Origin of the sequence: Microbacterium sp. ZW T6_19, assembly GCF_044987465.1 — a bacterium.
In the GTDB taxonomy this organism is placed as follows: domain Bacteria; phylum Actinomycetota; class Actinomycetes; order Actinomycetales; family Microbacteriaceae; genus Microbacterium; species Microbacterium natoriense_A.
In genome coordinates this window covers 204,239-228,231 of record NZ_JBJDRH010000007.1, presented here as the reverse complement: position 1 = coordinate 228,231, position 23,993 = coordinate 204,239, and the positions used below count along the sequence as shown (strand labels likewise).

Here is a 23,993-nt window from a genome sequence, read left to right as displayed (position 1 = left end):
ACGCCGAAAGGCGAAAGGAGCACCATGAAGCACAAGAAGCTGTTGGGGGCGATCGCGATCAGCGGCGTCCTCGCACTCGCCCTCGCGGGTTGCGCGAGCGGTTCCGGAAACACCGGTGGCGGGGATGGCAACGGGGGCGGCGAGAGCGTCGAGACCAAGGCCGCCGACTACAACCCGCAGCCTCGTGAGAACCTCAAGGAGGGCGGCGAGGTCAACTTCGAGATCAATGAGGTTCCGGAGCAGCTGAACGCGTTCAACAGCGACGCCAGCGCCGACACCGCGCGTCTGTGGTACTACTACATGCCGCAGATCCTCCTGGTGAAGCCGGAGGGCGAGGTCTACAAGAACGACGCCTACCTCGACGCATACGAGATCGGCGAGAAGGACGGCAACACGACCGTCACCTTCACGTTCACCGACAAGGCGCACTTCAACGACGGCACCGACATGGACTGGACCTCCATCGACGCGACCTGGAAGGCGAACCGCTCGTACGACGAGGGCTATAACCCCAACGCGACCGACGGTTACAAGCAGATCAAGTCCGTCGAGCAGGGCGACACCGCCAAGACGGCCGTCGTCACCTTCGACGGCATCTACGCCTGGCCGTCCATGGCGTTCCTCACCGGTGGTGTCCTGAACCCGAAGCACGCTGACGTCGAGACGTTCAACAACGCGTACATCGGCAACCTCAACGCGGAGTGGGGCGCCGGCCCGTACACCGTCGACGAGTTCGACGCCAACGCCGGCTTCGTCTCCTTCAAGCCGAACCCCGAGTGGTGGGGCAACGCTCCGATGCTCGACAAGGTGACCTTCACCGCGCTCGAGGACGACGCTGCGATCAACGCGTTCAAGAACGGTGAGATCGACCAGGTCGAGGCGGGCAGCGAAGAGCGCCTGAAGCAGGTCGAGGACGTCGACGGCGCCGTCGTGCGCCGCGCCCAGCAGACCGCCAAGACGGTTCTGATGGTCGACGCCGACAAGCCGCAGTTCGAGGACGTCAACGTCCGCAAGGCCTTCTTCATGGGCATCAACATCGATCAGCAGAAGCAGATCGCGTGGAAGGGCCTCGGCTACGAAGAGAAGGCCGCCGGCTCGCTGAACATGTACTCGTTCCAGGATGGCTGGATCGACGCATTCGGTGAGGCCGGTCTGAAGAACGATGTCGACGCCGCCAAGAAGCTCCTCGACGAGGCAGGCTGGAAGGAAGGCGAAGACGGCATCCGCGAGAAGGACGGCGTGAAGTTCTCGGTCGTCTACCCGATCTTCAGCAACAGCCCCGTCCAGGAGGCTCTCGCGAAGTCGCTGCAGGCCCAGGAGAAGGAGCTCGGCATCGACCTCCAGATCGAGGTCCGTGCATCGGCCGACTTCTCCGACGACTTCACGTCGAAGAACTGGGACATCTTCGGACTCCGCTTCACCGACTCCGACCCGTTCGGACCGGCGTGGATGTGCCAGATCTACTGCTCCGACAGCGGTCTGAACCTCTCGGGCACCGGCACGGCCGACATCGACAAGATGATCGCCGACGACGTCGAGTCGCAGAAGGACGCTGAGAGCTGGACCGCGGCTGCCATGAAGCTCGAGCCGAAGATCATCGAGCAGACGTGGGGCGTCATCCCGCTCTACAACGGCCCGTCGGTCTACGTCGCCCAGAAGGGTCTCGCGAACCTCACGCCGGAGCCCTACGTGGGTCTGGACCTCTTCGGCGTCACGCCGGTCGAGGACCTCGGCTGGGAGAAGTAACTCTTCCGAATCGAACAGGAGGCGGGGTCGGTGGTTCATCCACCGGCCCCGCCTCTTTCGTGCCCGCTGCGTTCTAGGCTGAGTCCGTGACCGTCCAGATCGTCCTCGTGCACGGCATCCGCACCTCCGCCACCATGTGGCGCTCGCAGCTCGCCTTTCTTGAATCGATCGGCGCTCCGGCGACCGCGATCGATCTGCCAGGGCACGGCACCCGCATGCACGAGGACTTCACGCTGCACGAGGCGCTGCACACGATCGATGCGGCGGTGCGTGACGCCGGAGAGAGAGGCCCTGTGCTGCTCGTGGGGCACTCGATGGGCGGGCTCCTGACCCTCGCTTACGCCGGAGGCAGGCAGCGTCCCCCCATCGCCGGTCTGATCGCGGCATCCTGCACCGCGCTCCCCCGCGGCGCAGGCCTCGCTGCCTACCGCGTGATCGCAGGGGCGGTCAACGCACTGCCCGACCGCGGCATGTGGCTCACCGAGCGCATCCTCAGTGCGACGATCCCACTCGAGACCCGCGGCGACTACGCCGCCGGCGGCTACGCCCTCGACATGCAGGATCGTGCGCTGCGCACGCTCTCCGGCATCGACATCGCGACCGCTCTGCAGCGCATCACGATTCCCCTGTGGTTCGTGAACGGCCAGTTCGATCAGCTGCGCCTGAACGAATCCCTCTTCCGCCGTCTCGCTCCGCACGCCGAACTCGTCGTCGTGCCGCGGACCACCCATCTCGTCACGACCATGCGACCGCGCGTGTTCAACGCGGTGCTGCGGCTCGCGATCGCGACGGTCGAGGCTGCCGGTTCTTCGGCTTCGCCACCGCGGTGAGCAGTCCGCCGATGACCGACAGCACGGCCGCTGCGATGAACACGAGCCAGAACCCTCCGACCATCGCGACGAGACCCGCACCGAGCATCGGGCCGATGAGCTGCCCCAGCGCCGCGGTCACGTTCACGATGCCGAGATCGCGGGCATGGTCCTGCTCGTCGGGCAGCAGATCGGCGGCGAAGGCCAGGCCGACGGTCGAGAACGCGCCGTAGCCGAGGCCCATGAGGGCGGCCGCCACCATGGTCGCCTCGAAGGTCGGCACCAGGGCGATGACGAGACCGGACGCCGCCTGCACGAACGCCGCGATCACGGTCAGGCCGCGGCGGTCACCCGTGCGGTCGGAGATGAGTCCCGTGAGCACAGAGGCGAGGACCACGAACACCGTGTAGACGACGATCAGCAGCAACAGGTTGTCCTGTGCTTCGGCGTTCGGCTGGTTCAGTCCGTGCAGCAGGAAGAACAGGAACAGCGCGGTGCCGAGGGCGTTGCCGATGTTCGCGACCAGGCGGCCGGAGAGCATCCACGCGAAATCGCGGTCGCGCAGTGAGCTCAGCAGGATGCTGCGGCGACGATCGGGCAGCTCCGCCTGAGCGGCGAGCGGGTCGGGCAGTGCCAGCGCCGCCGCCGTGCCGACCACGCCGATGATCGCGGCTAGCAGCCAGTAGCCCGTGGTGATGTCGAGGCCGAGAAGCACGACCAGTCCGACTCCGAGAACGATGCCCACGGCCTGACTCGACCCGACCGCGGCGGATGCGGCGCCCCGCTGCCTGGGCGGCAGCTGATCGGCGATCATCGCTGTGAAGGCGGCCGAGGAGACGGCCACGCCGATCGAGACGCCGACCCACGCGGCTCCTACCGCCCACGGCCCCGAGGTGTACCCCGTGAGAGCGAGGCATACCGCCGTCAGCCAGACCGCACCCAGTGCCCACGGCCGGCGACGGCGACGGCCCACGCCTGCGCGGTCCGAGAGCGCTCCGGCGACGGGCCCGGCGATGATGCCCGCGAGGCCGCCGATGCCGAGCACCAGGCCCGAAGACACCACTCCCGTGATCCAGTCGTCTTCCGGAGTGTCCAGTTGCAGGGGCAGCAGCAGCTGCACGGGAGTGAGCTGCACGGTCCAGATCGCCAGCCAGGCGAGTGTGAACAGGGTCATCCAGCCGGAGCCGACCTTCGTCGATGAGCTCATCGCGCGTCCTCCTCGCGGTGCTGGGCGATCAGATCGCGGTACCAGTCGTAAGAGGCCTTGGGAGTTCGCTCACCCGTCTCGAAGTCGACGTGCACCAGCCCGAACCGCTGGGTGTATCCGTCGGCCCATTCCCAGTTGTCGAGCAGCGACCACACCGTGTACTCCTCGACGTCGACGCCCGCCTCGATCGCCTCGGCCACGGCGGCCAGATGGCCGGTGAGGTAGTCGATGCGGTTCTGGTCATCGACACGGCCGGCGGTCGCCGGCTCGGGGAACGATGCGCCGTTCTCGCCGATGATCACGGGGGGCAGCTGCGGATGCCTCCTCTTCAGATCGACGAGCAGATCGCGCAGAGCGCTCGGCATGATCGGCCATTCCGCACCGAAGCCGGTGACCGGCACCCCCGGCGTGGGCACGATGCCGAACGGGATCGGACTGTCGGGGGCCGCGGAGGTCACGGTCGTCGGGTTGTAGAAGTTGATGCCGTAGAAGTCGAGCGATGCCCGGATGCGTGCCATGTCATCGGCCTGTACGGGCATCGGCGGGAATCCCAGGCTTTCCAGGTCGGGGTACATGCCGTCGAGCAGCGGCTCGCTGAAGACGCGGTTGTGGATCATGTCGTACATGTGCGCGGCTGCGCGGTCTGCGTCGGTGTCGTGCAGAGGCAGCACCCAGGTGTGGTTGTTCACAAGACCGATCTGCTGCGCTCCGCCGGCCCTCAGCGCTTCGAACGCGGCAGCATGTGCGAGCAGTTGATGGTGCACGGTCGGCAAGGCACCGAAGAGGAGTTGCCTGCCGGGAGCGAGAGCTCCCGTCGCATAGCCCTGCAGGGTCGTCATGGCCGGCTCGTTCAACGTGTACCAGTGCGAGACGCGGTCGCCCAGGCGCTCGACGACGAGAGCCGCGTACTCGGCGAATCGCGCCGCGGTGTCGCGGTTCAGCCAACCCCCGTCGGCTTCGACGGCGACGGGCATCTCCCAGTGGTACAGGGTCGGGAAGGGCGTCACCCCGGCGTCGAGAAGCAGATCGACCACGCGGGAGTAGTGATCGAGCGCCACGAGGTTGCCCCGGCCTCTCCCCTCGGGCTGGATTCGCGCCCACTGGATCGAGAATCGGTAGCGGTCGAGCCCGAGCCCTGCGGCCAAGGCGACATCGGACTCCGGATGCCGGTAGCTGTCGCACGCGGGGTCGGCCGTGGAGCCGTCGACGATCGCACCAGGAGCCTCGAGGAAGTCGTCCCAGATGGAGCGTCCTCTCCCGTCTACGTCTCGGGATCCTTCGATCTGGAATGCGGATGTGGCGGCCGAGAAACGGAATCCGGGCGGGAGGGCGAGTGTCATGCACGTTCCTTGACGTCGATGTCGGGTTAGGGATGATTCTGCACCCGGTTCCACGTTCTGCGCGACCGAGTTTCGCGATCAGCCCCCATTTAGGGAGATCGGGACGGATGCTGGTAAGCTTGGTTCTTGGCTTGCGTGTGGGTTCTTCCCTCACGACCGTCGTGCAGGAGCCCTCTTCTCCAGCCGGCATTCCGAAACAACTCCTGTACAGAAAGCGTCCACACGTGGCAAACATCAAGTCGCAGATCAAGCGCAACAAGACCAACGAGAAGGCTCACGAGCGCAACAAGGCCGTGAAGAGCGAGCTGAAGACGCACGTCCGCGCCGCCCGCGCCGCCGTCGCCACTGGAGACAAGGCTGCTGCTGAGGCAGCGCTGAAGACCGCGGCCCGCAAGCTCGACAAGGCCGTCAGCAAGGGTGTCATCCACCAGAACCAGGCAGCGAACCGCAAGTCGGCCATCGCCAAGCAGGTCGCCGCTCTCTGAGCTGCCGTCGTTCATGAAAAGCCCGCCTCCTCCGAGGCGGGCTTTTTCGTTGTCCGTCCCGTCTGCAGGGTGAGATCCCGTCTGCACGCCGAGATCCGTGTTTTCGGCATGCAGACAAAATCTGCGCCTGCGGACGGGACCGGTTGAAAGCAGGACGGGTGCCGCGGGCGGGCCGACGAACGCACTGGCCGTATACGTGACGGATGCTGCGGACGAGCCAGCGAGCAGGGCGAAGAGCAGTTGTCAGCGAGCAGGGCGCAGCGCCGGTGGATCGACATCGAGGGCGCGTGCGTCTTCGAGCTCGACGCCGCCGAGCGGTTCCCGGACCCAGCGCACGAGCTGCCAGCCGTTCTGCGGGTCTCCGTGGAGCTCGCACATCCCGGTGTTGTAGATGCGCCACTTCGCCGCCTCCGACAGATCGACGCCGGCGATGCGCGCGGCGGCCCACACGCGGATCGCCGCGCCGTGGCTGACGACGACGGCTGTCGCAGCAGGATTCGCCGCCGCGACCTTCGCGATCGCATTGTCGTAGCGGTCGAAGAACTCGTGACCCGACTCGCCTCCATCGATGACGGCGTCGAGGTCACCGACCGCCCAGCGGCTCGCCGTCTCCATGTAGGCGCGCACCGCCTCCATGTCGTTGTGCATCTCCCAGCGCCCCGCCACGATCTCCTCGAGCCCTTCGAGGACCTCGATGTCGAGACCACGGGCGCCTGCGAGCGGTGCCGCTGTGAGCTGCGTGCGGATCAGCGGGGAGGCGTAGATCGCGTCGACTGCCTGGTCGGCGAGGGCACCAGGGATCGCCTCGGCCTGGGACTGTCCGAGCGCCGTGAGGCCGGGGCCGGGTCTGCCCGTGTCGAGCGCGCCGACGACGTTGCTGGGCGTCTGTCCGTGGCGGACGAGCAGAAGTCTCATGCGTCTTCTCCGAACGGCTGACGTGTCGCGATCACGGTCACCATGCGCTCCAGCGCGAAGATCGGGTCGCGTGCGGCGCCCTTCACCTCGGCATCCGCTCTGGCCGTGGCCTGGATCGCCATGCCCAGAGAGCGCTCGTTCCAGCCCGCCAGATCGCGGCGGGCGCGGTCGACCTGCCAGTCCTTCATGCCGAGGCGCTGCGCGAGCTGGCGGCTGGGCTCCCGGTTGCCGGCGACGCGGGCCATCGTGCGCAGTTTCATGGCGAAAGCCGCGACCATGGGAACCGGGTCGGCTCCGGAGGAAAGGGCGTGGCGGAGGGCGATGAGCGCCTCACCGTATCTGCCGGCGATGGCGGTGTCGGCGACGACGAACGCCGAGACTTCCACCCGGCCGCCGTAGTACTTGGTGACGACCTCTTCGGTGACGTCGCCCTCGACGTCACCGATGAGCTGCTGGCACGCGGCGGCGAGTTCGGTGAGATCATCGGCGAAAGCTGAGACGAGTGCCCGGAGCGCCTGCGGCGCGATGCGCTTCTTGGCCGCCTTGAACTCCCCCGCAGCGAAGTCGGCACGGTCACTGTCGCGCTTGATGGCCGGCACCGCGATCTCGATGCCGGCACCTGTTCCGGCTCGCAGCGCGTCGAGGAGCTTCTTGCCGCGGACGCTGGCTCCGGTGTGCCGCAGCACCACCGTCGCCCCTTCCTGCGGGTGGTCGAGATAGGAGACCGCCTCCTGCAGGAAGGCGTCGGAGCATTTCTCGACGCCCGAGACCCGCACCAGACGGGGCTCGCCGAACAGCGACGGAGACGTCATCGACAGCAGGGTGCCGGGGGCGTAGTCGTCGGCACGGACGTCGCTGACTTCGAGCGCCGGGTCTTCGGCGCGCAGATAGTCGCGGACCCCGGCGATCGCGCGCTCGGCGCAGACCTCTTCGGGCCCGAAGACCAGGACGACGGATGCCGGGCGCGGATCACGCCATGACACCTGCGGGATCTTCGCCGCCTTCGCGGTTCCTCGTGCCGGAGTACGCGAAGCTGCCATGATCTCAGCCTACCGGGGGCCGCCGACAGACTCACCCGAGCGGGCTGTCTCCGATGGACCGCCGCAGGCTCCGGACTGAAGCGGCGGCGTTCAGAAGAACAGCATCGCCTTGTAAGCGATGACCGCTGAGAGTGCACACAGGATCAGGGTGAGAGCGATGCCGAAGACCGGCACCAACCGCACCTGCCGTCGTCGTCGCATCAGCACGATGAGAACCATGCTGATGACCTGGATGAGCCCGGCGGCGATCATGAACCCGCGGAAGTTCAGACCGAGAAGATCCCACTCACAGCTCGGCGCACAGTGCGGCGTCGAGATGCCCAAGAACCCGAGACCGACGGAACCGAATGACACGTCCTTGGGATAGGCGAAGACGTGTCTCACGGAAACGGCCTCCGAACGATCCGAAGCAGAAGGACATCTCCGCTCGAGCGGGTCATCCTCCCCTATCCGTCCACACTTCGAGCTCTCCGCCCTCCATCCCGAGGAGCACGCGCCCCTGCTGATCCGTGCGCAGCACGTGAGCGCCCAGCGCGTCGAGCACGGCGAGAATCTCGTCGCGGGGATGGCCGTAGTCGTTGCCTTCGCCGACGCTGATCACTGCGACGGACGGGCGGAGAGTCTCGTACAGTCCCGGGTCCTGATCGGCGCTCCCGTGGTGCGCGACCTTGACGACGGCGAACCCGTTGCCGAGATGGGCGGTGCGCAACAGCATCCGTTGCGCTTGCGCCGACAGATCACCGAGGTACAGGGACTTCGGCACTCCGCCGCCCTCGAAGAGCATGACGACGCTCGAGTCGTTCCCCGGCGGGAAGATCGCTGAACCTCGCTGAGGCCAGAGCACCTTCCATGAGGCTCCGCCCAGCGTCCCGGAGAGCCCCGCGGACGCGTCGACCGGCTCCGCTCCTCCGGCGACGAGACGCGCCAGCATCTGCTCGTCCTGCTCCTCGCCGGGCGGACCGTGCAGCACCTGACCGACGCGTCCCTGCACCGCGTCGACGCCGCCGACGTGATCGAGGTCGAAGTGGGTCAGCACGAGCAGGTCGACGCGATCGATGCCGAGCGCACGGAGACAGTCCTCGAGCGGGCCAGGCTCCGGACCGGTGTCGACAAGGGCGACTTCTCCCTCTGATCGCACAACCAGCGCATCGCCCTGCCCGACGTCGCATGCGGCGATGGACCACCCGTCCGGGCTCGTCGCGGTCGCGAGCGGACCGGCGAGCAGCACGTGCGATGTTCCGAGGGAGAACACCACGACGAGCACCGCAGCCGACGCTCCGCGTACCCACCGCAGGGGCGTGATCAGCACCTCGCCGCCGCCCGGCCTGATCAGCACCACGGCGAACGCCGCGCTGACCGCTGCGACGAGCAGGGCGCTGCCGATCCCCGGGATCAGGGACAGCTCGGCCAAGGGAAGCTCGGCGCTCACCGTCGCCGTGGTCGCGATCCAGGCGGCGGGAAGCCATGCCGATGCCGCGAGCAGATCGGCGAGCGGCGGGATGGGCGCGGCCAGGCACGCGAGCAGTCCGATCACGGTCGCGATCGGCGCCGCGGGGTCGGCGATCATGTTCGCTGCGACGCCGACCAGCGACTGCTGTTCGGCGAACAGGGCGATGATCGGCCCGCATGCCAGCTGCGCCGCGAGCGGCACGGCGACCGCGAGGGCGACCAGCCGCGGCATCCACCGCTCCATGCCGTGGGCGAGCGGCGGGGCGAGCAGGATGAGCGCTCCCGACGCGACGACAGACAGCGCGAATCCGGGCGTCGATGAGAACCAGGGATCGACGATCAGGATGCCGGCGGCGCACAGTGCGAGCATCCCCGCGCCGGCGCTCGGCCTCCCGAGCAGCACCGACAGCATCGCCACGCCCGCCATCACCGCCGCTCTGATCACGCTCGGCTCCGGCGTCACGAGCACGACGAAGCCGGCAAGAGCCGCGACCGCGATCGCCACGCGCAGGCGTCGGCCGCCGCCGCACAGAGCCACCAACCCGAACATCGCACCGACGACGATCGCGCAGTTGGCGCCGGAGACGGCAGTGAGATGGCTCAGACCGCTCGCACGCATGTCATCGTTCAGGTCTGCGGTCACGGCTCGCGTGTCACCGATCGCCAGACCGGGCAGTAGTCCTGCTCCCGGTTCGGGAAGAGCCGTCGATCGCGACACGAAGTCGCCCTTCAGCTCCGCCGCGAGAGCGAACACGCCGCTCGCCGTCCGCTCGACCTCGGCTGCGCTCGCGAACACCACGATCGCCGATCGTTCCCCGGCATCCGTCTGCGCAGCCTGTCCCGTGATCCTGATGCCCGCGCCCATGTCGAAGCCCTCGCCGAAGTCGACGCCGACGCGGATGGGGGCGGCGGCATGGGCGACACCGCCAGGCGACCCGATGCCGGTGAGCTGTGCGTCGAACCACAACCGCCCGTCCTGCCCGATCGACGCGGAAGATGTGATCTCGGCCGTCGCTTCGACGATCCGCCCGCCCCATGCCGTCGCCTCGGCGCGGCCCGGCAGCGCGAGCGCCGCCGACAGCGCCACGGCGGCGCCAGAGGCGAGGACGACGACGGTGAGAGCGCCTCGGCGGCGCCAGACCGCCAGCGCGGCGACCGCGGCGACGATGCCCGCGCCGACGGCCCAGACGGCGGCTGCGGGGACGAACACGCACAGCAGCGCCACCGCCCATACGGTGCCGGCCAATGGAAGCAGGCGCAGGTCGCGCCTCATACCCGCACCCCGTCGCGGATGCCTTCGAGCAGCTTCTCGCCGATCCCCGGTACGGCCAGCAGATCGTCGACCGAGGCGAACCGGCCGTTCTCGTCACGCCAGGCGATGATCCGCTCGGCCAAGGCGGGTCCGATGCGCGGAAGGGTCTCGAGCGCCGTTTGATCCGCCGTGTTCAGGTCGATCCGGGTATCCCCGGGAGACTCCACGGGTGCTCCCGCCTGGCCGGCCCCGCTCGTCGGAACGATGATCTGCTCGCCGTCGGTGAGAGTCCGTGCCAGATTGACGCCGGTGAGATCGGCGTCGTCGGTGGTGCCGCCCGCCGCGGCCACCGCGTCGACGAGCCTGGCGTCGAGTTCGAGCACGTAGAGGCCCGGCGCGTGCACGGCACCGAGGATGTGGACGTACAGCTCTCCTGTGGCAGTCGCCGTCGACTCGGTCAGCGGCACCGTCTCGGTGGGCGCAGCCTGGCCCCGCATGATCCCGAGACCGACCGCGGCGGAGAGCACGACAAGGCCGAGCACGACCGCGGCGCCGACGCTCAGCCGCAGCTTGCGGGGCGGCGCGAGCGGCGGCTGCGAGTCGGGCATCCGCCCACGTTAAGCGCGGGCCGCGGTCCCTCGGAGCCTCAGATCCGCGTCCCGTGGAGAACTCGGAGAAGTGACGGTTCCGTGCAGAAGGACTAGCCCTTGACGACGAAACTGACGATCTTCGGCGCCCGGACCACGACCTTGACGATCTCCTTGTCGCCGATCGAGCGGATCACGCGCTCGTCGGCGCGGGCGAGAGCCTCGAGCTCAGCCTCGCCGATGCGCGCCGGCACCTCGAGCTGTGCGCGGACCTTGCCGCCCACCTGCACGACGGCCGTGATCTTGTCTTCGACGAGGAGTGCCGGATCCGCCGATCGCCACGTCACGAGGCCGACCGACGGCTCGTGACCCAGGATCTCCCACATCTCCTCCGCGGTGTGCGGGGCGATGAGGTCGAGCATCACGGCGATCGTCTCGGCAGCCTCGCGCACGGCGGGGTCCGCCGAGCCGGCCGATCCGTCGATCGTCTTGCGTGTGATGTTCACGAGTTCCATCAGGCGGGCGACCAGCACGTTGAATTTCGTCTGCTCGACCAGCGCCGGCGCCTCGGACAGCAGTTTGTGCGTCGCACGACGCAGTGCGGCATCTCCGCCGTCGAAGACGACGTCGACGGGGCTCGACACCTCGCCGGCGATGCGCATCGCGCGCGCAAGGAACTTCTGGGCACCGGTGGTCGAGACGTCGGCCCAGTCCTTGTCGTCTTCCACGGGGCCGGCGAAGGCGAGTCCCACGCGCAGTGCGTCGGCGCCATGCGCGTCGAGCTCCTCCTGGAACAGCACCAGGTTGCCCTTGCTCTTCGACATCTTCGTGCCGTTGAGGATGACCATGCCCTGGTTGATGAGGTTGGAGAACGGCTCGGTGAAGTCGATCAGCCCCATGTCGAACAGGACCTTGGTGATGAACCGGGCGTACAGCAGGTGCAGGATCGCGTGCTCGACGCCGCCGATGTACGAGTCGACGGGCGCCCAGCGCGCCGCTTCCTTCGGGTCGAACGCGACGGCGTCGCTGGTCGGAGACAGGAAGCGCAGGAAGTACCACGAGCTGTCGACGAACGTGTCCATGGTGTCGGGGTCGCGCAGCACAGGGTCACCGGTCTCGGGGTCGACCGTGCGCACCCAGCCCTCGGCCGCACCCAGGGGCGATGCGCCCTTGGGCGACAGGTCGAGACCCTCGATGCTGGGCAGCTTCACCGGGAGCTGGTCCTCCGGCACGGGGATGATCCGGCCGTCGTCGGTGTGCAGCATCGGGATCGGGGTGCCCCAGAAGCGCTGGCGGGAGATCAGCCAGTCGCGCAGACGGTAGTTCTTCGCCGCACGGCCGGTGCCGGATGCCTCGAGCTGCTCGATCGCGCGGGCGATCGCGTTGCGCTTCGACAGGCCGTTCAGCGGCCCGGAGTTGATCATCCGGCCCTCGCCGGTCAGCGCGATGCCCGTGGACGCCGGGTTCTGCTCGTCCAGCGCAGCGCCGGTGTCGATCGGCACGCCCTCGTCGTCGACCTCGATCACGGGCATGGCGCCGGTGATCGGCGCCGTCGTGTCGACGACGACCTTGACCGGCAGGTCGAACGCGCGGGCGAAGTCGAGGTCGCGCTGGTCGTGCGCGGGCACGGCCATGACCGCGCCGTGACCGTAGTCGGCCAGCACGTAGTCGGCGGCCCAGATCGGCAGCTTCTCGCCGCTGACCGGGTTGATCGCGTAACGCTCGAGGAACACGCCGGTCTTCGGGCGGTCGGTGGCCTGGCGGTCGATGTCGGTCGTCTTCTGCACGTCGGCCAGGTATGACTGGAAGCGCTCGCGCACCTCGACGGGCGCGTCGGCGGCCAGTTCGGCTGCGAGCTCGCCGTCGGGGGCGACGACGAAGAAGGTCGCGCCGTGCAGCGTGTCGGGGCGGGTCGAGAAGACCGTGACGGGCTCGTCGCGACCCTCGATGCGGAAGTCGACGTCGGCGCCGATGGAGCGACCGATCCAGTTGCGCTGCATCTGCAGCACCTTCGACGGCCAGAAGCCCTCGAGCTGGTTCAGGTCGTCGAGCAGACGGTCGGCGTAGTCGGTGATGCGGAAGTACCACTGGGTCAGCTTCTTCTTGATGACCTCGGCACCGCAGCGCTCGCAGCGCCCGTCGACGACCTGCTCGTTCGCGAGCACGGTCTGGTCGTTGGGGCACCAGTTCACCGGGCTCTTCTTGCGGTACGCCAGACCGCGCTCGTAGAGCTTGAGGAACAGCCACTGGTTCCAGCGGTAGTACTCGGGGTCGGAGGTGTGCAGAACCCGCGTCCAGTCGAACGAGACACCGTAGGCGCGGAAGCCCGCCTTCTGCTGATCGATGTTCTGGTAGGTCCACTCACGCGGGTCAGCACCACGGCGGATGGCCGCGTTCTCGGCCGGCAGGCCGAACGAGTCCCACCCGATCGGGTTCAGGACGTTGTGTCCGCGGTGGCGCCAGAAGCGCGCCACGATGTCGGAGTACAGGTAGTTCTCGGCGTGCCCCATGTGCAGGTCGCCGGAGGGGTAGGGGAACATCGCGAGCACGTAGCGCCGCGGGCGCTTGTCGTCCTGGCCGCCGGTGACGAAGGTCTCGTTGTCGGCCCAGTACTTCTGCCACTTGGCCTGAATGGCGTGCGCCGAGGGTGCCTCTTCTTCGGCGGGAGCAGTGGAGAAGGTCTCAGACAACGAACGCACAACCAATCTGACGGAAAAAGCGGGATCAGTTCAGGATATCCGAACCCCAGTGCGCAGGCATTCCGGCCCCGAGTGCGGCCAGGGGCGCACGGGCCTTGGTGGCGACCTCGGCGACTTCGGATGCTGCGACCGAGCGCCAGGTGATCCCCCCGCCCGCACCCACTACGGCCTGCCCGGCATCGATCACGATGCTCCGGATCACCATGGCGAGGTCGATGCCGCCGTCGTGGCCGACGTAGCCGAAGCATCCCGCATAGACGCCGCGCGGACCTCCCTCGAGCGCGTGCAGACGCGTCATGGCCGACAGCTTGGGCGCCCCTGTCATGCTTCCGGCCGGGAACGTCGCCTCGAGCAGCATCCCCACGGTCGTCCCTTCCGACGCTCTGCCGCTCACCGTGCTGACCAGCTGGTGCACCGCGGGGTAGCTCTCGACCTCCCACAGGCCGTCGACGCGGATGGTGCCCGGATCGCACACCCGCGAGAGATCGTTGCGCATGAGGTCGACGATCATCACGTTCTCGGCGCGCTCTTTGGGATCCGCCTGCAGCTCCGCGGCGAGCGCGGCATCCGACTCGGCGTCCGCACCTCTGGGGCGGGTGCCCTTGATCGGCTTCGTGCGGATCACTCCCTCTTCGACATGCAGGAACTGCTCGGGACTCGCGCTGAGCAGCGCGCGGCCGCCGATGCGGATGAAGCCGCCGTGGTGCGCGGGGGTGGCGTCACGCAATCGGAGATACGCCGCGACCGCGTCGTGCGCTCCAGGTACGGTGAACCGGGTCGTCAGGCACAGCTGATATGCGATGCCGGCGCGGATCAGCTGACGGCACTCCTCGATCAGCGTCGCGTATTCGGCGGGGGTGTGACGTGCGGAGACGGCGGGCGCGGTCGGGACGGGCGGAACGGATGCCGGTCGCAGAGGCATGCAGAGCGACTCCGCCCAGTCGTCGAGATCGGCTGTGGCCGCGATCGCCCACGTCTCCCCCGTCGAATGGTCGAACGCCGCGATCCTCGTGGCACGCAGCCAGGCGCTGCCGAAGGCTTCCGCTGCGGGCGCTCCCGCGTTTCGGGCACCGGTCTCGTAGTCGCACCAGCCCACCCACCCACCAGAGAACGGGATCTCTGACGCGTCCGATCCCTCGATGCGCATGTCGACGGGCAGGTGGTCGACCGCGCCGGTGCCGATGAAGCTCCATCCCTCACGGGCGCCCGCTCCGACGTCGAGCCAGAACACGTCCGGCGAGATCGCCTCGAGGGAGAGGAAGAACGCGGCCGGATCGACCTGTGCGGTCACAGCGCGGACGGACAGAGGTTCGGGCACCATTCCAGCCTAGATCGCGCCGCCCGGCGTAGTCTCGTGGCGTGAATGACTTCGTGCCCTGGCTGATCGAGTTCATGCGGTCGATCGATCCCCTTGCGCGCACGCTGCTCGCCGGACTCGCCGTCATGCTGGAGACGAGCATCCTGATCGGACTCGTCTTCCCGGGGGACACCGTCGTCCTGGTCGCCTCGATCGGCATCACCAGCGCTCTGCAGGGCATCGCCATGGTGATCGCGGTCGTCGTCGGCGCACTGATCGGCGAGAGCATCGGGTTCGGCCTCGGCCGGTGGATCGGCCCGCACATCCGGGCGTCGTGGGTCGGCCGGCGCGTCGGCGAGCACAACTGGGTGCGGGCCGAGCGCTATCTCGCGCGCCGCGGAGGCATCGCCATCTTCCTCTCGCGGTTCCTGCCCGTGCTGCACTCGCTGGTCCCCCTCACGGTGGGGATGAGCCACTACTCGTATCGGCGATTCCTCGCGTGGACGGCTCCGGCGTGCCTGGTCTGGGCGACGGCGTACGTCAGCATCACCTCTCTCGCCGTCGGCAGCTTCGACGAGCTGGCCGATCAGGTGCACTTCGCCGGCTACATCTTCGTGGGCATCATCATCGTCTTCCTGCTGCTCGTCCTGCTCAGCAAGAAGGTCATCGCCCGTATGGAGCGACGCCATCTCGACTCCGACGACGCGGAAGCCGGCACCGACGTGAAAGACTGAGGCAATGGCCTCATCCCCTTCGGCCGCCAGAATCCACTGGTTCGCCCGACTCGAACACCGCCTCCACGTATGGCGTGAGGGTCGAGCGCGCCGTCGGGGCCGCGCCGCGACGATCGTGCCCTTCCCCGGTTACGGCGGTCCCGGCTGGGTCCGCGTGGTCGGCCGCGTTCTGATCGTGCCCCCGCAGCGGAGCACAGAGTCCGGCGAACCCGCGAGTGTGCGCGGCTGGCGCAGCTTCGTCGGCATCCCGGTGAGCTTCGCGAAGGTCACCGTGCGGATCGGCGAGACGGCCCATCATGTCGTGGCCGATCGCGGCGGTGTGATCGACGCCGTGATCGACGCCGACCTCGCTCCGGGCTGGCAGACATTCACCGTCTCGGTCGAGGGCCAGACGCCGGTCGAAGCGACGGCTTTCATCGTGGCGGAGAAGACCTCATTCGGCATCGTCTGCGATGTCGACGACACCGTGATGGTCACCGCGCTCCCCCGACCGTTCATCGCGGCATGGAACTCCTTTGTGGTCGACGAGCACGCACGCCTCCCCGTCCCCGGCATGGCGGTGCTCCTGGATCAGCTGCTGCGCCAGCATCCCGGCGCCCCGATGGTGTACCTCTCCACCGGCGCCTGGAACGTGGCCCCGACTCTCAAGCGCTTCCTCGGCCGCCACCTCTTCCCGAACGGATCGATGCTCCTCACCGACTGGGGGCCCACGCACGATCGCTGGTTCCGCAGCGGCCGCGAGCACAAGCTCACCAACCTCCGCCGGCTCGCGGCAGAGTTCCCGCACGTGCACTGGCTGCTCATCGGCGACGACGGCCAGCACGACGAGGCCATCTACTCCGAGTTCATGGCAGAGCATCCCGACTCGGTCGCCGCGGTCGCGATCCGACGGCTGCTCCCCGCCGAGGCGGTGCTGGCCGGCGGCCGCGCCGACCAGGAGGAGCACGCCGAGCACGCCGCCCCCTGGGTGAGCGCTGAGGACGGTGCCGGTCTCCGTGACCTGCTCGGCGACGCCGGCATCCTGCACTGACATGATCCTCTCCCGTGCCGACTGGACGGCGCGCGCGCAGGCCCATCAGGAGCGCGCGGATGCTCTCACCGCAGAGCACCGCGCACGGGCGTCCCGCCGCGAGAAGCATCCGGTGTGGGACTTCCTCTTCACGTATTACGCGTACAAGCCGGCGCAGCTGCGCCGCTGGCATCCGGGGGCGGGCGTCACCCTGAAGGACGCTCCGGAGCGCACCGCCTGGCGCTGGTACTCCTCGAGCGGCGACGACGTCACCCCCGATGCCGACGTCTTCGCCGCCGACAAACCCGAACTCGCGGGCCTCATCGAGCGGATGCTGCGGCGCACCGCCTCCCGACCGGGTCAGTTCGGCTGCTTCGGCCTGCACGAATGGGCCATGGTCTACCGCCAGGACGAACATCGGCATCCGGTGCCCCTGCGGCTGGGCCAGGACGCGACCGACGCCGTCGTCGAGAGCCACGATCTCCGCTGCACGCACTTCGACGCGTTCCGCTTCTTCACCCCCGACGCCGTCCCCCGCAACCGGAGTCCTCTCACGCGAGACGATCAGCCACTGTTCGAACAGCCGGGTTGTCTGCACGCCGGAATGGACCTGTACAAGTGGGCGATGAAGCTCGGCCCGCTGATCCCGGGCGAACTGCTGCTCGACGCGTTCGAGCTGGCGCGCGACATCCGGCTTCTCGACATGCAGGCGGCTCCTTACGATCTCTCAGGCTGGGACGTCGTGCCCGTTCGCATCGAGACTCCGGAGGGCAAGGCCGAGTACGTGCGACAGCAGCGTGGATTCGCCGAACGCGGTGCGGTGCTGCGCGGGGCCCTGCTCGGCGCCTGGCTCAGCTCGCCGGTTCGCACGTAGAGCACAGCGCCCAGTCCGCGCTCGCCGCGGAGAGACTCAGCCGCAGTGTGAGGACGCGCGTCGCCGCATCGGCGAGACGTTCGGGCGGGAGGGAGCCGTTCTCGATCGCCGCGACGATCCCCGCCGCCATCTGCCCCGCCGTATCAGGAGTCGACCCGGCGATCATGAGCACCAGATCGTTACCAGCGGCAAGCGCCGCGACCGCGTCGGCGACGGGATCGCGATACTCGGGGATGCCGGAGGACAGCAGCATGCCAAGGTCGTCGGTCACGATCACGCCCTCGAAGCCCAGGTCGTCTCTGGCGATCTCGTGCCACCGGGCCGACAGCGATGCGGGCGCGGCGTCGACGGCCGTGTACGTGAGGTGGCCGAACATCAGCACCGACGCGCCGGCGTCCACTCCGGCCGCGAACGGCACTGCATCCGACGTTCGCCACTGTTCGAAGGACTCGCTCGTCGAAGGGATCGCGTGATGCGAGTCGCCGGGAGCCGCGCCGTGACCGGGGAAGTGCTTGAGCGTCGAGGCGAGGAACGGCTCCTGCGCCGCCGTCGCGGCGGCCACTCGCTCGGCTGACGCCTGCGGATCCGTGCCGAGCGCACGGCCGAAGATGAACGATGACGGATCGGCGGTGACGTCGGCGACGGTGCCGAAGTTCACCGAGATGCCCGCCTGCGCGACCAGGGAGGCGCGGGCGGCGAAAGCGGCCGCGGTCACATCGGCCGGCTGCGACTTCAACGCCGTGGAACCCGGATAGGTGTCTGCGCTCAGGCGCGAGACGATCCCGCCCTCCTGGTCGATCGCGATGAGCGGAGGCAGCGAGGTGTCCACGGTGAGAGAGCCCGTGACCGTCGGCAGATCGGCGGACGCGGCAGGCATGTTCGCGCCCATCAGGATGAATCCGCCGAACCCCTGCGCCATGTAGGCACTCAATGCGGCGGGGTCGGTCGACGGGATGTGTCCCATGATCACGCTTGCGGCCTGCTCGGCTGTCGTCATGCTCGCGACGAGATCGGCCGCGCGCGCCGCGGGCCCGCCGGCTTCGCCCGCGACGGCCGCATGCTCGGCGGATGAGGCCGACGCCTCGTGAACGGGTGCGCCCAGGATCGCACCGGCGACGATCATCATCGCGAGCGCGACAGCACCGGCACGCCGCCGGGGCATCAGTTCGACAGGGCCCCGGCGATCGGGACCGCGTTCTCGTCGGTGCCGTTGCCGAAGCGGATGGTGCGTCCGATCGTCGCGGGTGAGTCGAGCGCCTCGACGATCACCGCGGCGACGTCGGCGCGCGAGACCTCACCGCGCCCCTCGGGGTCGAGGCGGATGCGGCCGGTCGGTTCGTCGAAGGTCAGCGTGCCAGGAGCGAGGATCGTTCCTTCGAGGTCGGTGCCGCGCAGGTGCTCGTCGGCCGCCCACTTCGCGTCGGCATAGGGGAAGAAGCCGGCGTCCTCCGGGATGCCGTGATCGGCCGTCGAGCCGAGCCACGAGACCATCACGTAGCGCGGCACTTCCGCGAGAACTGCGGCGTCCATCGTGCGGATGGCGGCGTCGCGGTCGACCGCGTAAGTGCGCTGCGGATCGCCTCCGCCGGCGCCCGCCGACCACACGACGGCGTCGTGGCCGCGGATGATCTCCGCGAGCGCCGCCGTGTCGAGCTGCTCGACATCGGCGACGAGGGGCTGCGCCCCGCCTGCGGCGACGTCAGCGGAATGATCGGGGTTCCGGATGACCGAGGTCACCTCGGCGCCGCGCTCGACGAGAAGCGGCGCGAGCAGGAGTGCGATGCGGCCGTGGCCGCCGAAGACGATGACACGGGACATGCTCTCACCCTACGCTCCCATCCCGACGTCAGCGCTGGCCCTGGGTGCTGTCGATCACGAACGCCTGCGGATGGCCCGGCAGGTAGCGCACGGTCACCGGCTCCCCCGACGGGATGTACGCGTCGCGATCGGGGTACACGGCAGGCGTGAAGAAGTTGCTCTCCAGGGTGTATTCGACGCCGGTGGCGGTCGTGAAGGTCACCCAGTCGCCGTCACGCGTCGCGGCAGTCGGCTGGCCATGCTCGTAGATGTACGCCCGGGTGACGGGGACACCGGTGAGGCTGAGGATGCCGATCACGAGGTTCGCGAGCATCAGGAAGGCGAGGACGCGGAATCCGATGCGCCGGAGCCGACCCGTGATCCGCCCCGGCTGAGGGCCCGTCTCCCTCAGGAGCCCTTCACGCTCGCGGACGCGTCGCAGCGCGCCGCCGGGTGCTGATCCCGCCGCTGACATCGCGAAGAGCCCGAGGATCGAGAATCCGGCGATGAACACCATGGCGTAGCCGTGCGAGGCCGGGAAGTTCACCAGCCAGATCAGCGTGTCGAGGATGTTCATCGCGCGTCCTCCTTCTCGATCGTGACCGCGACGGTGTGCGGATCCTCTCGTCGGTAGAACGCCCAGATGGGAGCGCCGACCTGGAAGTGCGAGAGGGCTTGCGGGTAGGCGAAAACGGTCGTCTCGGCTTCCCAGGTCTCGGCGCCTTCCGGCGCCATCAGCACCCGCAGAGCGAGCTCGCTCTGCCCTTCGAGCCTGCGACCGGTCGGCCGCATCTCGAGCACGGATGCCGGCACCTGCGTTCCCGTCGTCCTGGCCTTCACGAGCCGTGGGTCGATGAGACCACGATCGATACGCCACTGGAGCATCGCGTCGCGCACGGCGGGGTCGCTGAAGTCGGCGAGCTCGACCGTGTCCTGATCCGTGAGGCTGTAGCGCACCGGCACCGGCTGACCGACCTGCAGGCTCGCGAAGTCGCTCGCATCGACGAGCATTCGCAGCTGGGCGACGAACTCGTCTCCGCTGCCTGGCGTGACTCTGATGAAGAGGTCGTACTGCGGCACGTCGTTCACGGTGAGTCCGGTGCGGGAGACCTCGACGATGCGGCCGACGCCGATGTGCGCCTCGCCCTTCACCCTCTTGCGACGCCCCAGCCCCGACATGGTTCCGCCGAAGGTCAGGATCAGCCCCCAGGCGACACCGATCATGATCGGCGCGCCGAGAGTGTCCTCACCGCCGAAGGGCAGTATCGACTGCCGTTGATTCACGCCGAACAGGCCTTCGCCCGTCCAGATGAGCAGCCACGTCGACAGCAGCAGCCAGACGATCAGGAACACGATGCGGAGCATGTGCTCAGGTTATCGACCGAGTCCCTCTACCGATCACGATTCCTGCAGACGTCAGCGCGTCTTGGCCAGTTCCGCCGTCAGCATCCGCTGCACGCCCTTCGCCGCCGAGCGCCCCGCCCGGTTCGCACCGATCGTGCTCGCCGAGGGGCCGTACCCCACCAGCTGCACTCGCGGGTCGGCGACGGCCGTCGTGCCGCGTCCGCCACGATCGAGCTGGATCCCGCCAGCTGCCGAACGCAGATGCAGCGGTGCGAGATGTCCGATGGCCGGGCGGAAACCCGTGGCCCACAGGATCACGTCGACCCGTTCGAAGGAGCCGTCGGCCCAGCGCACGCCGTCCGGCTCGATGCGCTCGAACATCGGCCGGCGGGCGGCGTACGCGCCGAGGCGCTCGGCCTCGCGCTCCTGCGGGCGGAGCATGAGGCCCGTGACGCTCACGACGCTTTGCGGCGGCAGGCCGCGCGAGACCCGCTGCTCGACGAGCGCGACGGCCGCAGCACCCGCCTCAGGCGTGAAGTCGTCGTCACGCCACACGGGCTCGCGGCGCGTGACCCAGAGGGTGTCGGTGATCGGTGCGAGAGCGCCGAGGAACTGCACCGCAGAGGCGCCGCCACCCACGACCAGCACCCGTTTGCCGAGGAAGTGCTCGGGCCCGGGATAGTCGATGGTGTGCAGCTGCTCTCCGAGGAACGTCTCCATTCCCGGATAGTGCGGCAGGAAGGGGTGTGTCCAGGTGCCGGTGGCGTTCACGATCGTCTTCGCCCGCCAGGTGCGCTCCCCCGCGCGCACCACGAGCACGCGGTCTTCGTCGTCGACCCGATCGACTCTCACCGGTCGGACCACCGGCAGCCGGTGGGCTTTCTCGTAGGCCGCGAAGTACGCCGGCACCGCGACGTTCGCGCGCTGGGCGTCGCGAGGCGGAGGAGCATCGCCAGGCAGCTCGGCCACGCCGTGCACGTCGCGCATCGTCAGGGCATCCCAGCGGTGCCGCCACGCGCCGCCTGGTTCGTCGTCGGCGTCGAGGACGACGTGACCGATACCGAGACGGCTCAGGTGGTACGACGCCGACAGACCGGCCTGACCTGCTCCGATCACCACACTGCCGAGGATGCTCACGACGTCATCAACGCCCTCGGCTGCCGTGTTGTTCCGCAGGCCGTCAGAGCGCGATCTGGTAATGGGTGCAGCCGGTGTGCGTGGCGACGAGTGCGGCGTCCTGACGCCGCTTGCAGGGATGCTCCTCAGACCAGGTTCCAGCCCGACTCGGCAAGGCGGGCTTCGACGCGGCGCAGGTCGTCATCGGACGGCAGCTCACCGAGTATCTTCGTCATGAGCACCCGCGCATCGACACGGGACGCGACGCCGTCCTGCTCGATGTCGTGCGCGATGAGCGCATCAGCGACCTCCCGCACCTCATCGTCGTTCAGACGACGTCGAAGAAGGGCGAGGATAGGCACGTAGTCGGTCTCGGGGATGCCGTCCGGGTAACCGGCCCGCAACCACGCCAGAGCGCGCTGCACGGGATTCGCGTGCGCCCTCTCGGGTTCGGCCGGGATCTCGGCTGCGTGCTCCTGGGCGCGTTTGCGTGCGCCGCCGCTGAGCGGCCATCCGACCGCTGCCAAGCGGGCCGCGACGGCTCGCACGTCGTCGTCACCCGGGCGTTCCGAGGTCACGTGTTCGATGGCCGCCCTGATGTCCCGCACGCGGATAGGGTCGGCATCCAGCGATTCGATGCGCGAGATGATCTCCTCGAACTCCTCGTTGCTCAAGGTGTCGCGCAGCAACGCGAGCAGCGGATAGTAGTCCTTCGGCGGCACGCCCTCCGGATACCCGGCGCGAAGCCAGCGGAGGATCGACGAGACGACGGTGTCGGTCATGATGATCTCCTCAGGCTCCGAACAACGAGATGCCGAGATAGTGGTGCAGGCTCGACCGGGTGATCCAGAGCACACCGGTGACGACCGCGGCGACGACGATCGCGAAGAGCACGTATCCGAGAACTGTGAACGCGGGCCGGCGCTCAGCGCCGTCGAGATCGCCCGCGCCGGCCGCGTGCAGACGCAGCCCGAGGGCGAACAGCGCGGGGAGCCCGGCTCCGAACAACGCGCCGACGAGCAGCACGCGGCCGGCGGCGAGGGCGATGTCGCTCCAGATGATGTCCATGATGACTCCGATTCTCTCGCGTGCGTTCAGGCTGCGGTGGCGGCCGATGCTTCGGGGACGACCTTGCCGTCCCACTCAGCGTTCACGTTCGAGGCGTCGACCTTCTGGCGACGGCTGCGCAGATACATGTACGCGGAGAGGACGATCAGGAGCGCGAAGACCGTGATCGCGCCGGTGACCCCGCCGATGCCGTTCGCTATGAAGTAGCACAGCGCGCCGACGATGCCGGCCGCGGGCATCGTGATGAGCCAGGCCGCCGCCATGCGTCCCGCGACGCCCCAGCGCACGACTCCCCCGGGCTTGCCGACTCCGGAGCCCAGGATCGATCCCGTGGCGACGTGGGTGGTCGACAGTGCCATGCCCATCGAGCTCGATGTGAGGATGATGGCCGCCGACGACGCCTCCGCCGCCATGCCCTGCGGCGACTCGATCTCGACGAGTCCCTTGCCGAGCGTGCGGATGATCCGCCAGCCCCCGAGGTAGGTGCCGACGGCGATGGCGAGGCCGCAGACGACGATGATCCACACCGGAAGGCCGTCGTCCTCGATGCCCTGAGTGGTGAGGGATCCGTGGGCGATGAGCGCGAGAGCGATGACGCCCATGGTCTTCTGCGCGTCACCGGTGCCGTGGGCGAGGGACACGAGCGATGCGGTGCCGATCTGGCCCCAGCGGAATCCCGTCTCTCGACGCTTCTCCCCCACGCGCTTCGTGATCGCGTAGACGAGGAAGGTGCCGACGGCGGCGACGGCTCCGGCGATGACCGGCGAGAGGAAGGCGGGGACGATGATCTTGCCGATGATGCCTGCCCAGTTGATCGTCACCGCGCCTGCGAGGCCCGCCCCGATCAATCCTCCGAACAGCGCATGCGAGGAGCTCGACGGAAGCCCGAGCAGCCACGTGATGAGGTTCCAGAGGATGCCGCCGACGAGGCCCGCGAAGATGATCGTCATCGCCGTCTGGGCGCTGAGCCCCTCGACGAGACCGCCGGTCTCGGTCTGTATCTTCAGGACGTCCTTGGTGATCGTCGCGGCGACCTCGACCGACAGGAACGCGCCGACGAGGTTCAGTACCGCGGCGATCGTGACGGCGGCCTTGGGCTTAAGCGCGCCGGTGGCGATGGACGTCGCCATCGCGTTTCCGGTGTCGTGGAATCCGTTCGTGAAGTCGAAGCCGATGGCGGTGACGATCACGAGGATCAGGATGAGGAGCTCGCCGGACATGGTGC

The 23,993-nt window shown here is 68.5% G+C and carries 23 protein-coding genes; 6 read left to right on the top strand and 17 right to left on the bottom strand.

Annotation, left to right across the window (positions count from 1 at the left end; all coding sequences use genetic code 11):
• Positions 1 to 24: 24 nt before the first annotated feature.
• Positions 25 to 1,746: an ABC transporter family substrate-binding protein gene (locus ACI3KT_RS12790; RefSeq protein ID WP_404904614.1), complete on the top strand. Its 1,722-nt coding sequence runs from the start codon at positions 25 to 27 to the stop codon at positions 1,744 to 1,746.
• Between the two features lie 86 nt (positions 1,747 to 1,832).
• Positions 1,833 to 2,576, top strand: coding sequence for an alpha/beta fold hydrolase (locus ACI3KT_RS12785; RefSeq protein WP_292904429.1), 744 nt, complete (start codon positions 1,833 to 1,835; stop codon positions 2,574 to 2,576).
• Here the strand turns inward: ACI3KT_RS12785 and ACI3KT_RS12780 are convergent.
• Positions 2,506 to 3,762 carry an MFS transporter gene (locus tag ACI3KT_RS12780; protein WP_404904613.1) on the bottom strand — a complete coding sequence of 419 codons (1,257 nt, stop codon included), beginning with the start codon at positions 3,760 to 3,762 and terminating at the stop codon, positions 2,506 to 2,508. The two genes, ACI3KT_RS12785 and ACI3KT_RS12780, sit on opposite strands and share 71 nt — an antisense overlap.
• On the bottom strand, positions 3,759 to 5,102 hold the full coding sequence (locus ACI3KT_RS12775; RefSeq protein WP_404904611.1) for a GH1 family beta-glucosidase: 1,344 nt from the start codon (positions 5,100 to 5,102) through the stop codon (positions 3,759 to 3,761). The genes ACI3KT_RS12780 and ACI3KT_RS12775 overlap by 4 nt, the downstream gene beginning before the upstream one ends.
• Before the next feature lie 224 nt (positions 5,103 to 5,326).
• On the opposite strand from ACI3KT_RS12775, the gene rpsT reads away from it, so the two are divergent.
• Positions 5,327 to 5,587 carry a 30S ribosomal protein S20 gene (gene rpsT, locus ACI3KT_RS12770; protein WP_207483805.1) on the top strand — a complete coding sequence of 87 codons (261 nt, stop codon included), beginning with the start codon at positions 5,327 to 5,329 and terminating at the stop codon, positions 5,585 to 5,587.
• 243 nt (positions 5,588 to 5,830) lie between these two features.
• Here rpsT and ACI3KT_RS12765 read toward each other — a convergent pair whose 3' ends face one another.
• From ACI3KT_RS12765 to ACI3KT_RS12735, 7 genes are all read right to left on the bottom strand, one after another.
• Entirely contained in the window at positions 5,831 to 6,502 is a 672-nt protein-coding gene (locus tag ACI3KT_RS12765) for a histidine phosphatase family protein (protein WP_404904609.1), read from the bottom strand.
• Positions 6,499 to 7,542 (bottom strand): DNA polymerase III subunit delta, encoded by a 1,044-nt coding sequence (gene holA / locus ACI3KT_RS12760; RefSeq protein WP_292908448.1) that lies wholly within the window; start codon positions 7,540 to 7,542, stop codon positions 6,499 to 6,501. Before holA ends, ACI3KT_RS12765 begins: the two co-directional genes overlap by 4 nt.
• A gap of 90 nt (positions 7,543 to 7,632) precedes the next feature.
• Positions 7,633 to 7,926 (bottom strand): hypothetical protein, encoded by a 294-nt coding sequence (locus tag ACI3KT_RS12755; protein ID WP_404904607.1) that lies wholly within the window; start codon positions 7,924 to 7,926, stop codon positions 7,633 to 7,635.
• A gap of 52 nt (positions 7,927 to 7,978) precedes the next feature.
• Positions 7,979 to 10,264 (bottom strand): ComEC/Rec2 family competence protein, encoded by a 2,286-nt coding sequence (locus ACI3KT_RS12750; RefSeq protein WP_404904606.1) that lies wholly within the window; start codon positions 10,262 to 10,264, stop codon positions 7,979 to 7,981.
• On the bottom strand, positions 10,261 to 10,851 hold the full coding sequence (locus ACI3KT_RS12745) for a ComEA family DNA-binding protein (RefSeq protein ID WP_307297556.1): 591 nt from the start codon (positions 10,849 to 10,851) through the stop codon (positions 10,261 to 10,263). Before ACI3KT_RS12745 ends, ACI3KT_RS12750 begins: the two co-directional genes overlap by 4 nt.
• A 92-nt stretch (positions 10,852 to 10,943) precedes the next feature.
• Positions 10,944 to 13,520, bottom strand: a complete 2,577-nt coding sequence (leuS, locus tag ACI3KT_RS12740) for a leucine--tRNA ligase (protein ID WP_404904604.1) — start codon at positions 13,518 to 13,520, stop codon at positions 10,944 to 10,946.
• 34 nt (positions 13,521 to 13,554) lie between these two features.
• Complete coding sequence (locus ACI3KT_RS12735) at positions 13,555 to 14,847, bottom strand: anthranilate synthase component I family protein (RefSeq protein WP_404904603.1); 1,293 nt, start codon at positions 14,845 to 14,847, stop codon at positions 13,555 to 13,557.
• A gap of 41 nt (positions 14,848 to 14,888) precedes the next feature.
• Here ACI3KT_RS12735 and ACI3KT_RS12730 point away from each other — a divergent pair, with 41 nt between their 5' ends.
• The 3 genes from ACI3KT_RS12730 to ACI3KT_RS12720 are packed head-to-tail and all read left to right on the top strand — an operon-like array spanning position 14,889 to position 17,443.
• The gene (locus ACI3KT_RS12730) at positions 14,889 to 15,560 is read left to right on the top strand and encodes a DedA family protein (RefSeq protein ID WP_404904601.1); all 672 of its coding nucleotides are present in this window, start codon (positions 14,889 to 14,891) and stop codon (positions 15,558 to 15,560) included.
• Positions 15,561 to 15,564: 4 nt separating this feature from the next.
• Positions 15,565 to 16,590 (top strand): App1 family protein, encoded by a 1,026-nt coding sequence (locus ACI3KT_RS12725; RefSeq protein WP_404904599.1) that lies wholly within the window; start codon positions 15,565 to 15,567, stop codon positions 16,588 to 16,590.
• A 1-nt stretch (position 16,591) separates the two neighbouring features.
• Entirely contained in the window at positions 16,592 to 17,443 is an 852-nt protein-coding gene (locus ACI3KT_RS12720; RefSeq protein WP_292908436.1) for a 3-methyladenine DNA glycosylase, read from the top strand.
• Here ACI3KT_RS12720 and ACI3KT_RS12715 read toward each other — a convergent pair.
• The 8 genes from ACI3KT_RS12715 to ACI3KT_RS12680 all read right to left on the bottom strand — a co-directional run bounded on the left by ACI3KT_RS12715 (position 17,421) and on the right by ACI3KT_RS12680 (position 23,988).
• Positions 17,421 to 18,605, bottom strand: coding sequence for a glycoside hydrolase family 3 N-terminal domain-containing protein (locus tag ACI3KT_RS12715; RefSeq protein WP_404904597.1), 1,185 nt, complete (start codon positions 18,603 to 18,605; stop codon positions 17,421 to 17,423). The two genes, ACI3KT_RS12720 and ACI3KT_RS12715, sit on opposite strands and share 23 nt — an antisense overlap.
• Positions 18,605 to 19,261 (bottom strand): SDR family oxidoreductase, encoded by a 657-nt coding sequence (locus ACI3KT_RS12710; RefSeq protein WP_404904595.1) that lies wholly within the window; start codon positions 19,259 to 19,261, stop codon positions 18,605 to 18,607. The genes ACI3KT_RS12715 and ACI3KT_RS12710 overlap by 1 nt, the downstream gene beginning before the upstream one ends.
• Before the next feature lie 28 nt (positions 19,262 to 19,289).
• Entirely contained in the window at positions 19,290 to 19,817 is a 528-nt protein-coding gene (locus ACI3KT_RS12705) for a hypothetical protein (protein ID WP_292908430.1), read from the bottom strand.
• A complete protein-coding gene (locus tag ACI3KT_RS12700) occupies positions 19,814 to 20,605 on the bottom strand; it encodes a hypothetical protein (RefSeq protein ID WP_307297574.1) in 792 nt (263 codons plus the stop codon). Before ACI3KT_RS12700 ends, ACI3KT_RS12705 begins: the two co-directional genes overlap by 4 nt.
• Positions 20,606 to 20,656: 51 nt before the next feature.
• Positions 20,657 to 21,721, bottom strand: coding sequence for an NAD(P)-binding domain-containing protein (locus tag ACI3KT_RS12695; RefSeq protein ID WP_404904593.1), 1,065 nt, complete (start codon positions 21,719 to 21,721; stop codon positions 20,657 to 20,659).
• Between the two features lie 125 nt (positions 21,722 to 21,846).
• The gene (locus ACI3KT_RS12690; protein WP_404904591.1) at positions 21,847 to 22,482 is read right to left on the bottom strand and encodes a DUF3349 domain-containing protein; all 636 of its coding nucleotides are present in this window, start codon (positions 22,480 to 22,482) and stop codon (positions 21,847 to 21,849) included.
• 10 nt (positions 22,483 to 22,492) lie between these two features.
• The gene (locus ACI3KT_RS12685) at positions 22,493 to 22,768 is read right to left on the bottom strand and encodes a hypothetical protein (RefSeq protein WP_404904590.1); all 276 of its coding nucleotides are present in this window, start codon (positions 22,766 to 22,768) and stop codon (positions 22,493 to 22,495) included.
• Positions 22,769 to 22,794: 26 nt separating this feature from the next.
• The gene (locus ACI3KT_RS12680; protein ID WP_292908420.1) at positions 22,795 to 23,988 is read right to left on the bottom strand and encodes an inorganic phosphate transporter; all 1,194 of its coding nucleotides are present in this window, start codon (positions 23,986 to 23,988) and stop codon (positions 22,795 to 22,797) included.
• Positions 23,989 to 23,993 lie beyond the last annotated feature (5 nt).

What these genes read in the sequence shown, in the direction of transcription:
- ACI3KT_RS12790 (WP_404904614.1), top strand. Translation starts at nt 25, where the DNA reads ATGAAGCACAAGAAGCTGTTGGGGGCGATCGCGATCAGCGGCGTCCTC.
- ACI3KT_RS12780 (WP_404904613.1), bottom strand. Translation starts at nt 3,762, where the DNA reads ATGAGCTCATCGACGAAGGTCGGCTCCGGCTGGATGACCCTGTTCACA.
- ACI3KT_RS12775 (WP_404904611.1), bottom strand. Translation starts at nt 5,102, where the DNA reads ATGACACTCGCCCTCCCGCCCGGATTCCGTTTCTCGGCCGCCACATCC.
- ACI3KT_RS12765 (WP_404904609.1), bottom strand. Translation starts at nt 6,502, where the DNA reads ATGAGACTTCTGCTCGTCCGCCACGGACAGACGCCCAGCAACGTCGTC.
- holA (WP_292908448.1), bottom strand. Translation starts at nt 7,542, where the DNA reads ATGGCAGCTTCGCGTACTCCGGCACGAGGAACCGCGAAGGCGGCGAAG.
- ACI3KT_RS12750 (WP_404904606.1), bottom strand. Translation starts at nt 10,264, where the DNA reads ATGAGGCGCGACCTGCGCCTGCTTCCATTGGCCGGCACCGTATGGGCG.
- ACI3KT_RS12745 (WP_307297556.1), bottom strand. Translation starts at nt 10,851, where the DNA reads ATGCCCGACTCGCAGCCGCCGCTCGCGCCGCCCCGCAAGCTGCGGCTG.
- ACI3KT_RS12725 (WP_404904599.1), top strand. Translation starts at nt 15,565, where the DNA reads ATGGCCTCATCCCCTTCGGCCGCCAGAATCCACTGGTTCGCCCGACTC.
- ACI3KT_RS12720 (WP_292908436.1), top strand. Translation starts at nt 16,592, where the DNA reads ATGATCCTCTCCCGTGCCGACTGGACGGCGCGCGCGCAGGCCCATCAG.
- ACI3KT_RS12715 (WP_404904597.1), bottom strand. Translation starts at nt 18,605, where the DNA reads ATGCCCCGGCGGCGTGCCGGTGCTGTCGCGCTCGCGATGATGATCGTC.
- ACI3KT_RS12710 (WP_404904595.1), bottom strand. Translation starts at nt 19,261, where the DNA reads ATGTCCCGTGTCATCGTCTTCGGCGGCCACGGCCGCATCGCACTCCTG.
- ACI3KT_RS12705 (WP_292908430.1), bottom strand. Translation starts at nt 19,817, where the DNA reads ATGAACATCCTCGACACGCTGATCTGGCTGGTGAACTTCCCGGCCTCG.
- ACI3KT_RS12700 (WP_307297574.1), bottom strand. Translation starts at nt 20,605, where the DNA reads ATGCTCCGCATCGTGTTCCTGATCGTCTGGCTGCTGCTGTCGACGTGG.
- ACI3KT_RS12690 (WP_404904591.1), bottom strand. Translation starts at nt 22,482, where the DNA reads ATGACCGACACCGTCGTCTCGTCGATCCTCCGCTGGCTTCGCGCCGGG.
- ACI3KT_RS12685 (WP_404904590.1), bottom strand. Translation starts at nt 22,768, where the DNA reads ATGGACATCATCTGGAGCGACATCGCCCTCGCCGCCGGCCGCGTGCTG.
- ACI3KT_RS12680 (WP_292908420.1), bottom strand. Translation starts at nt 23,988, where the DNA reads ATGTCCGGCGAGCTCCTCATCCTGATCCTCGTGATCGTCACCGCCATC.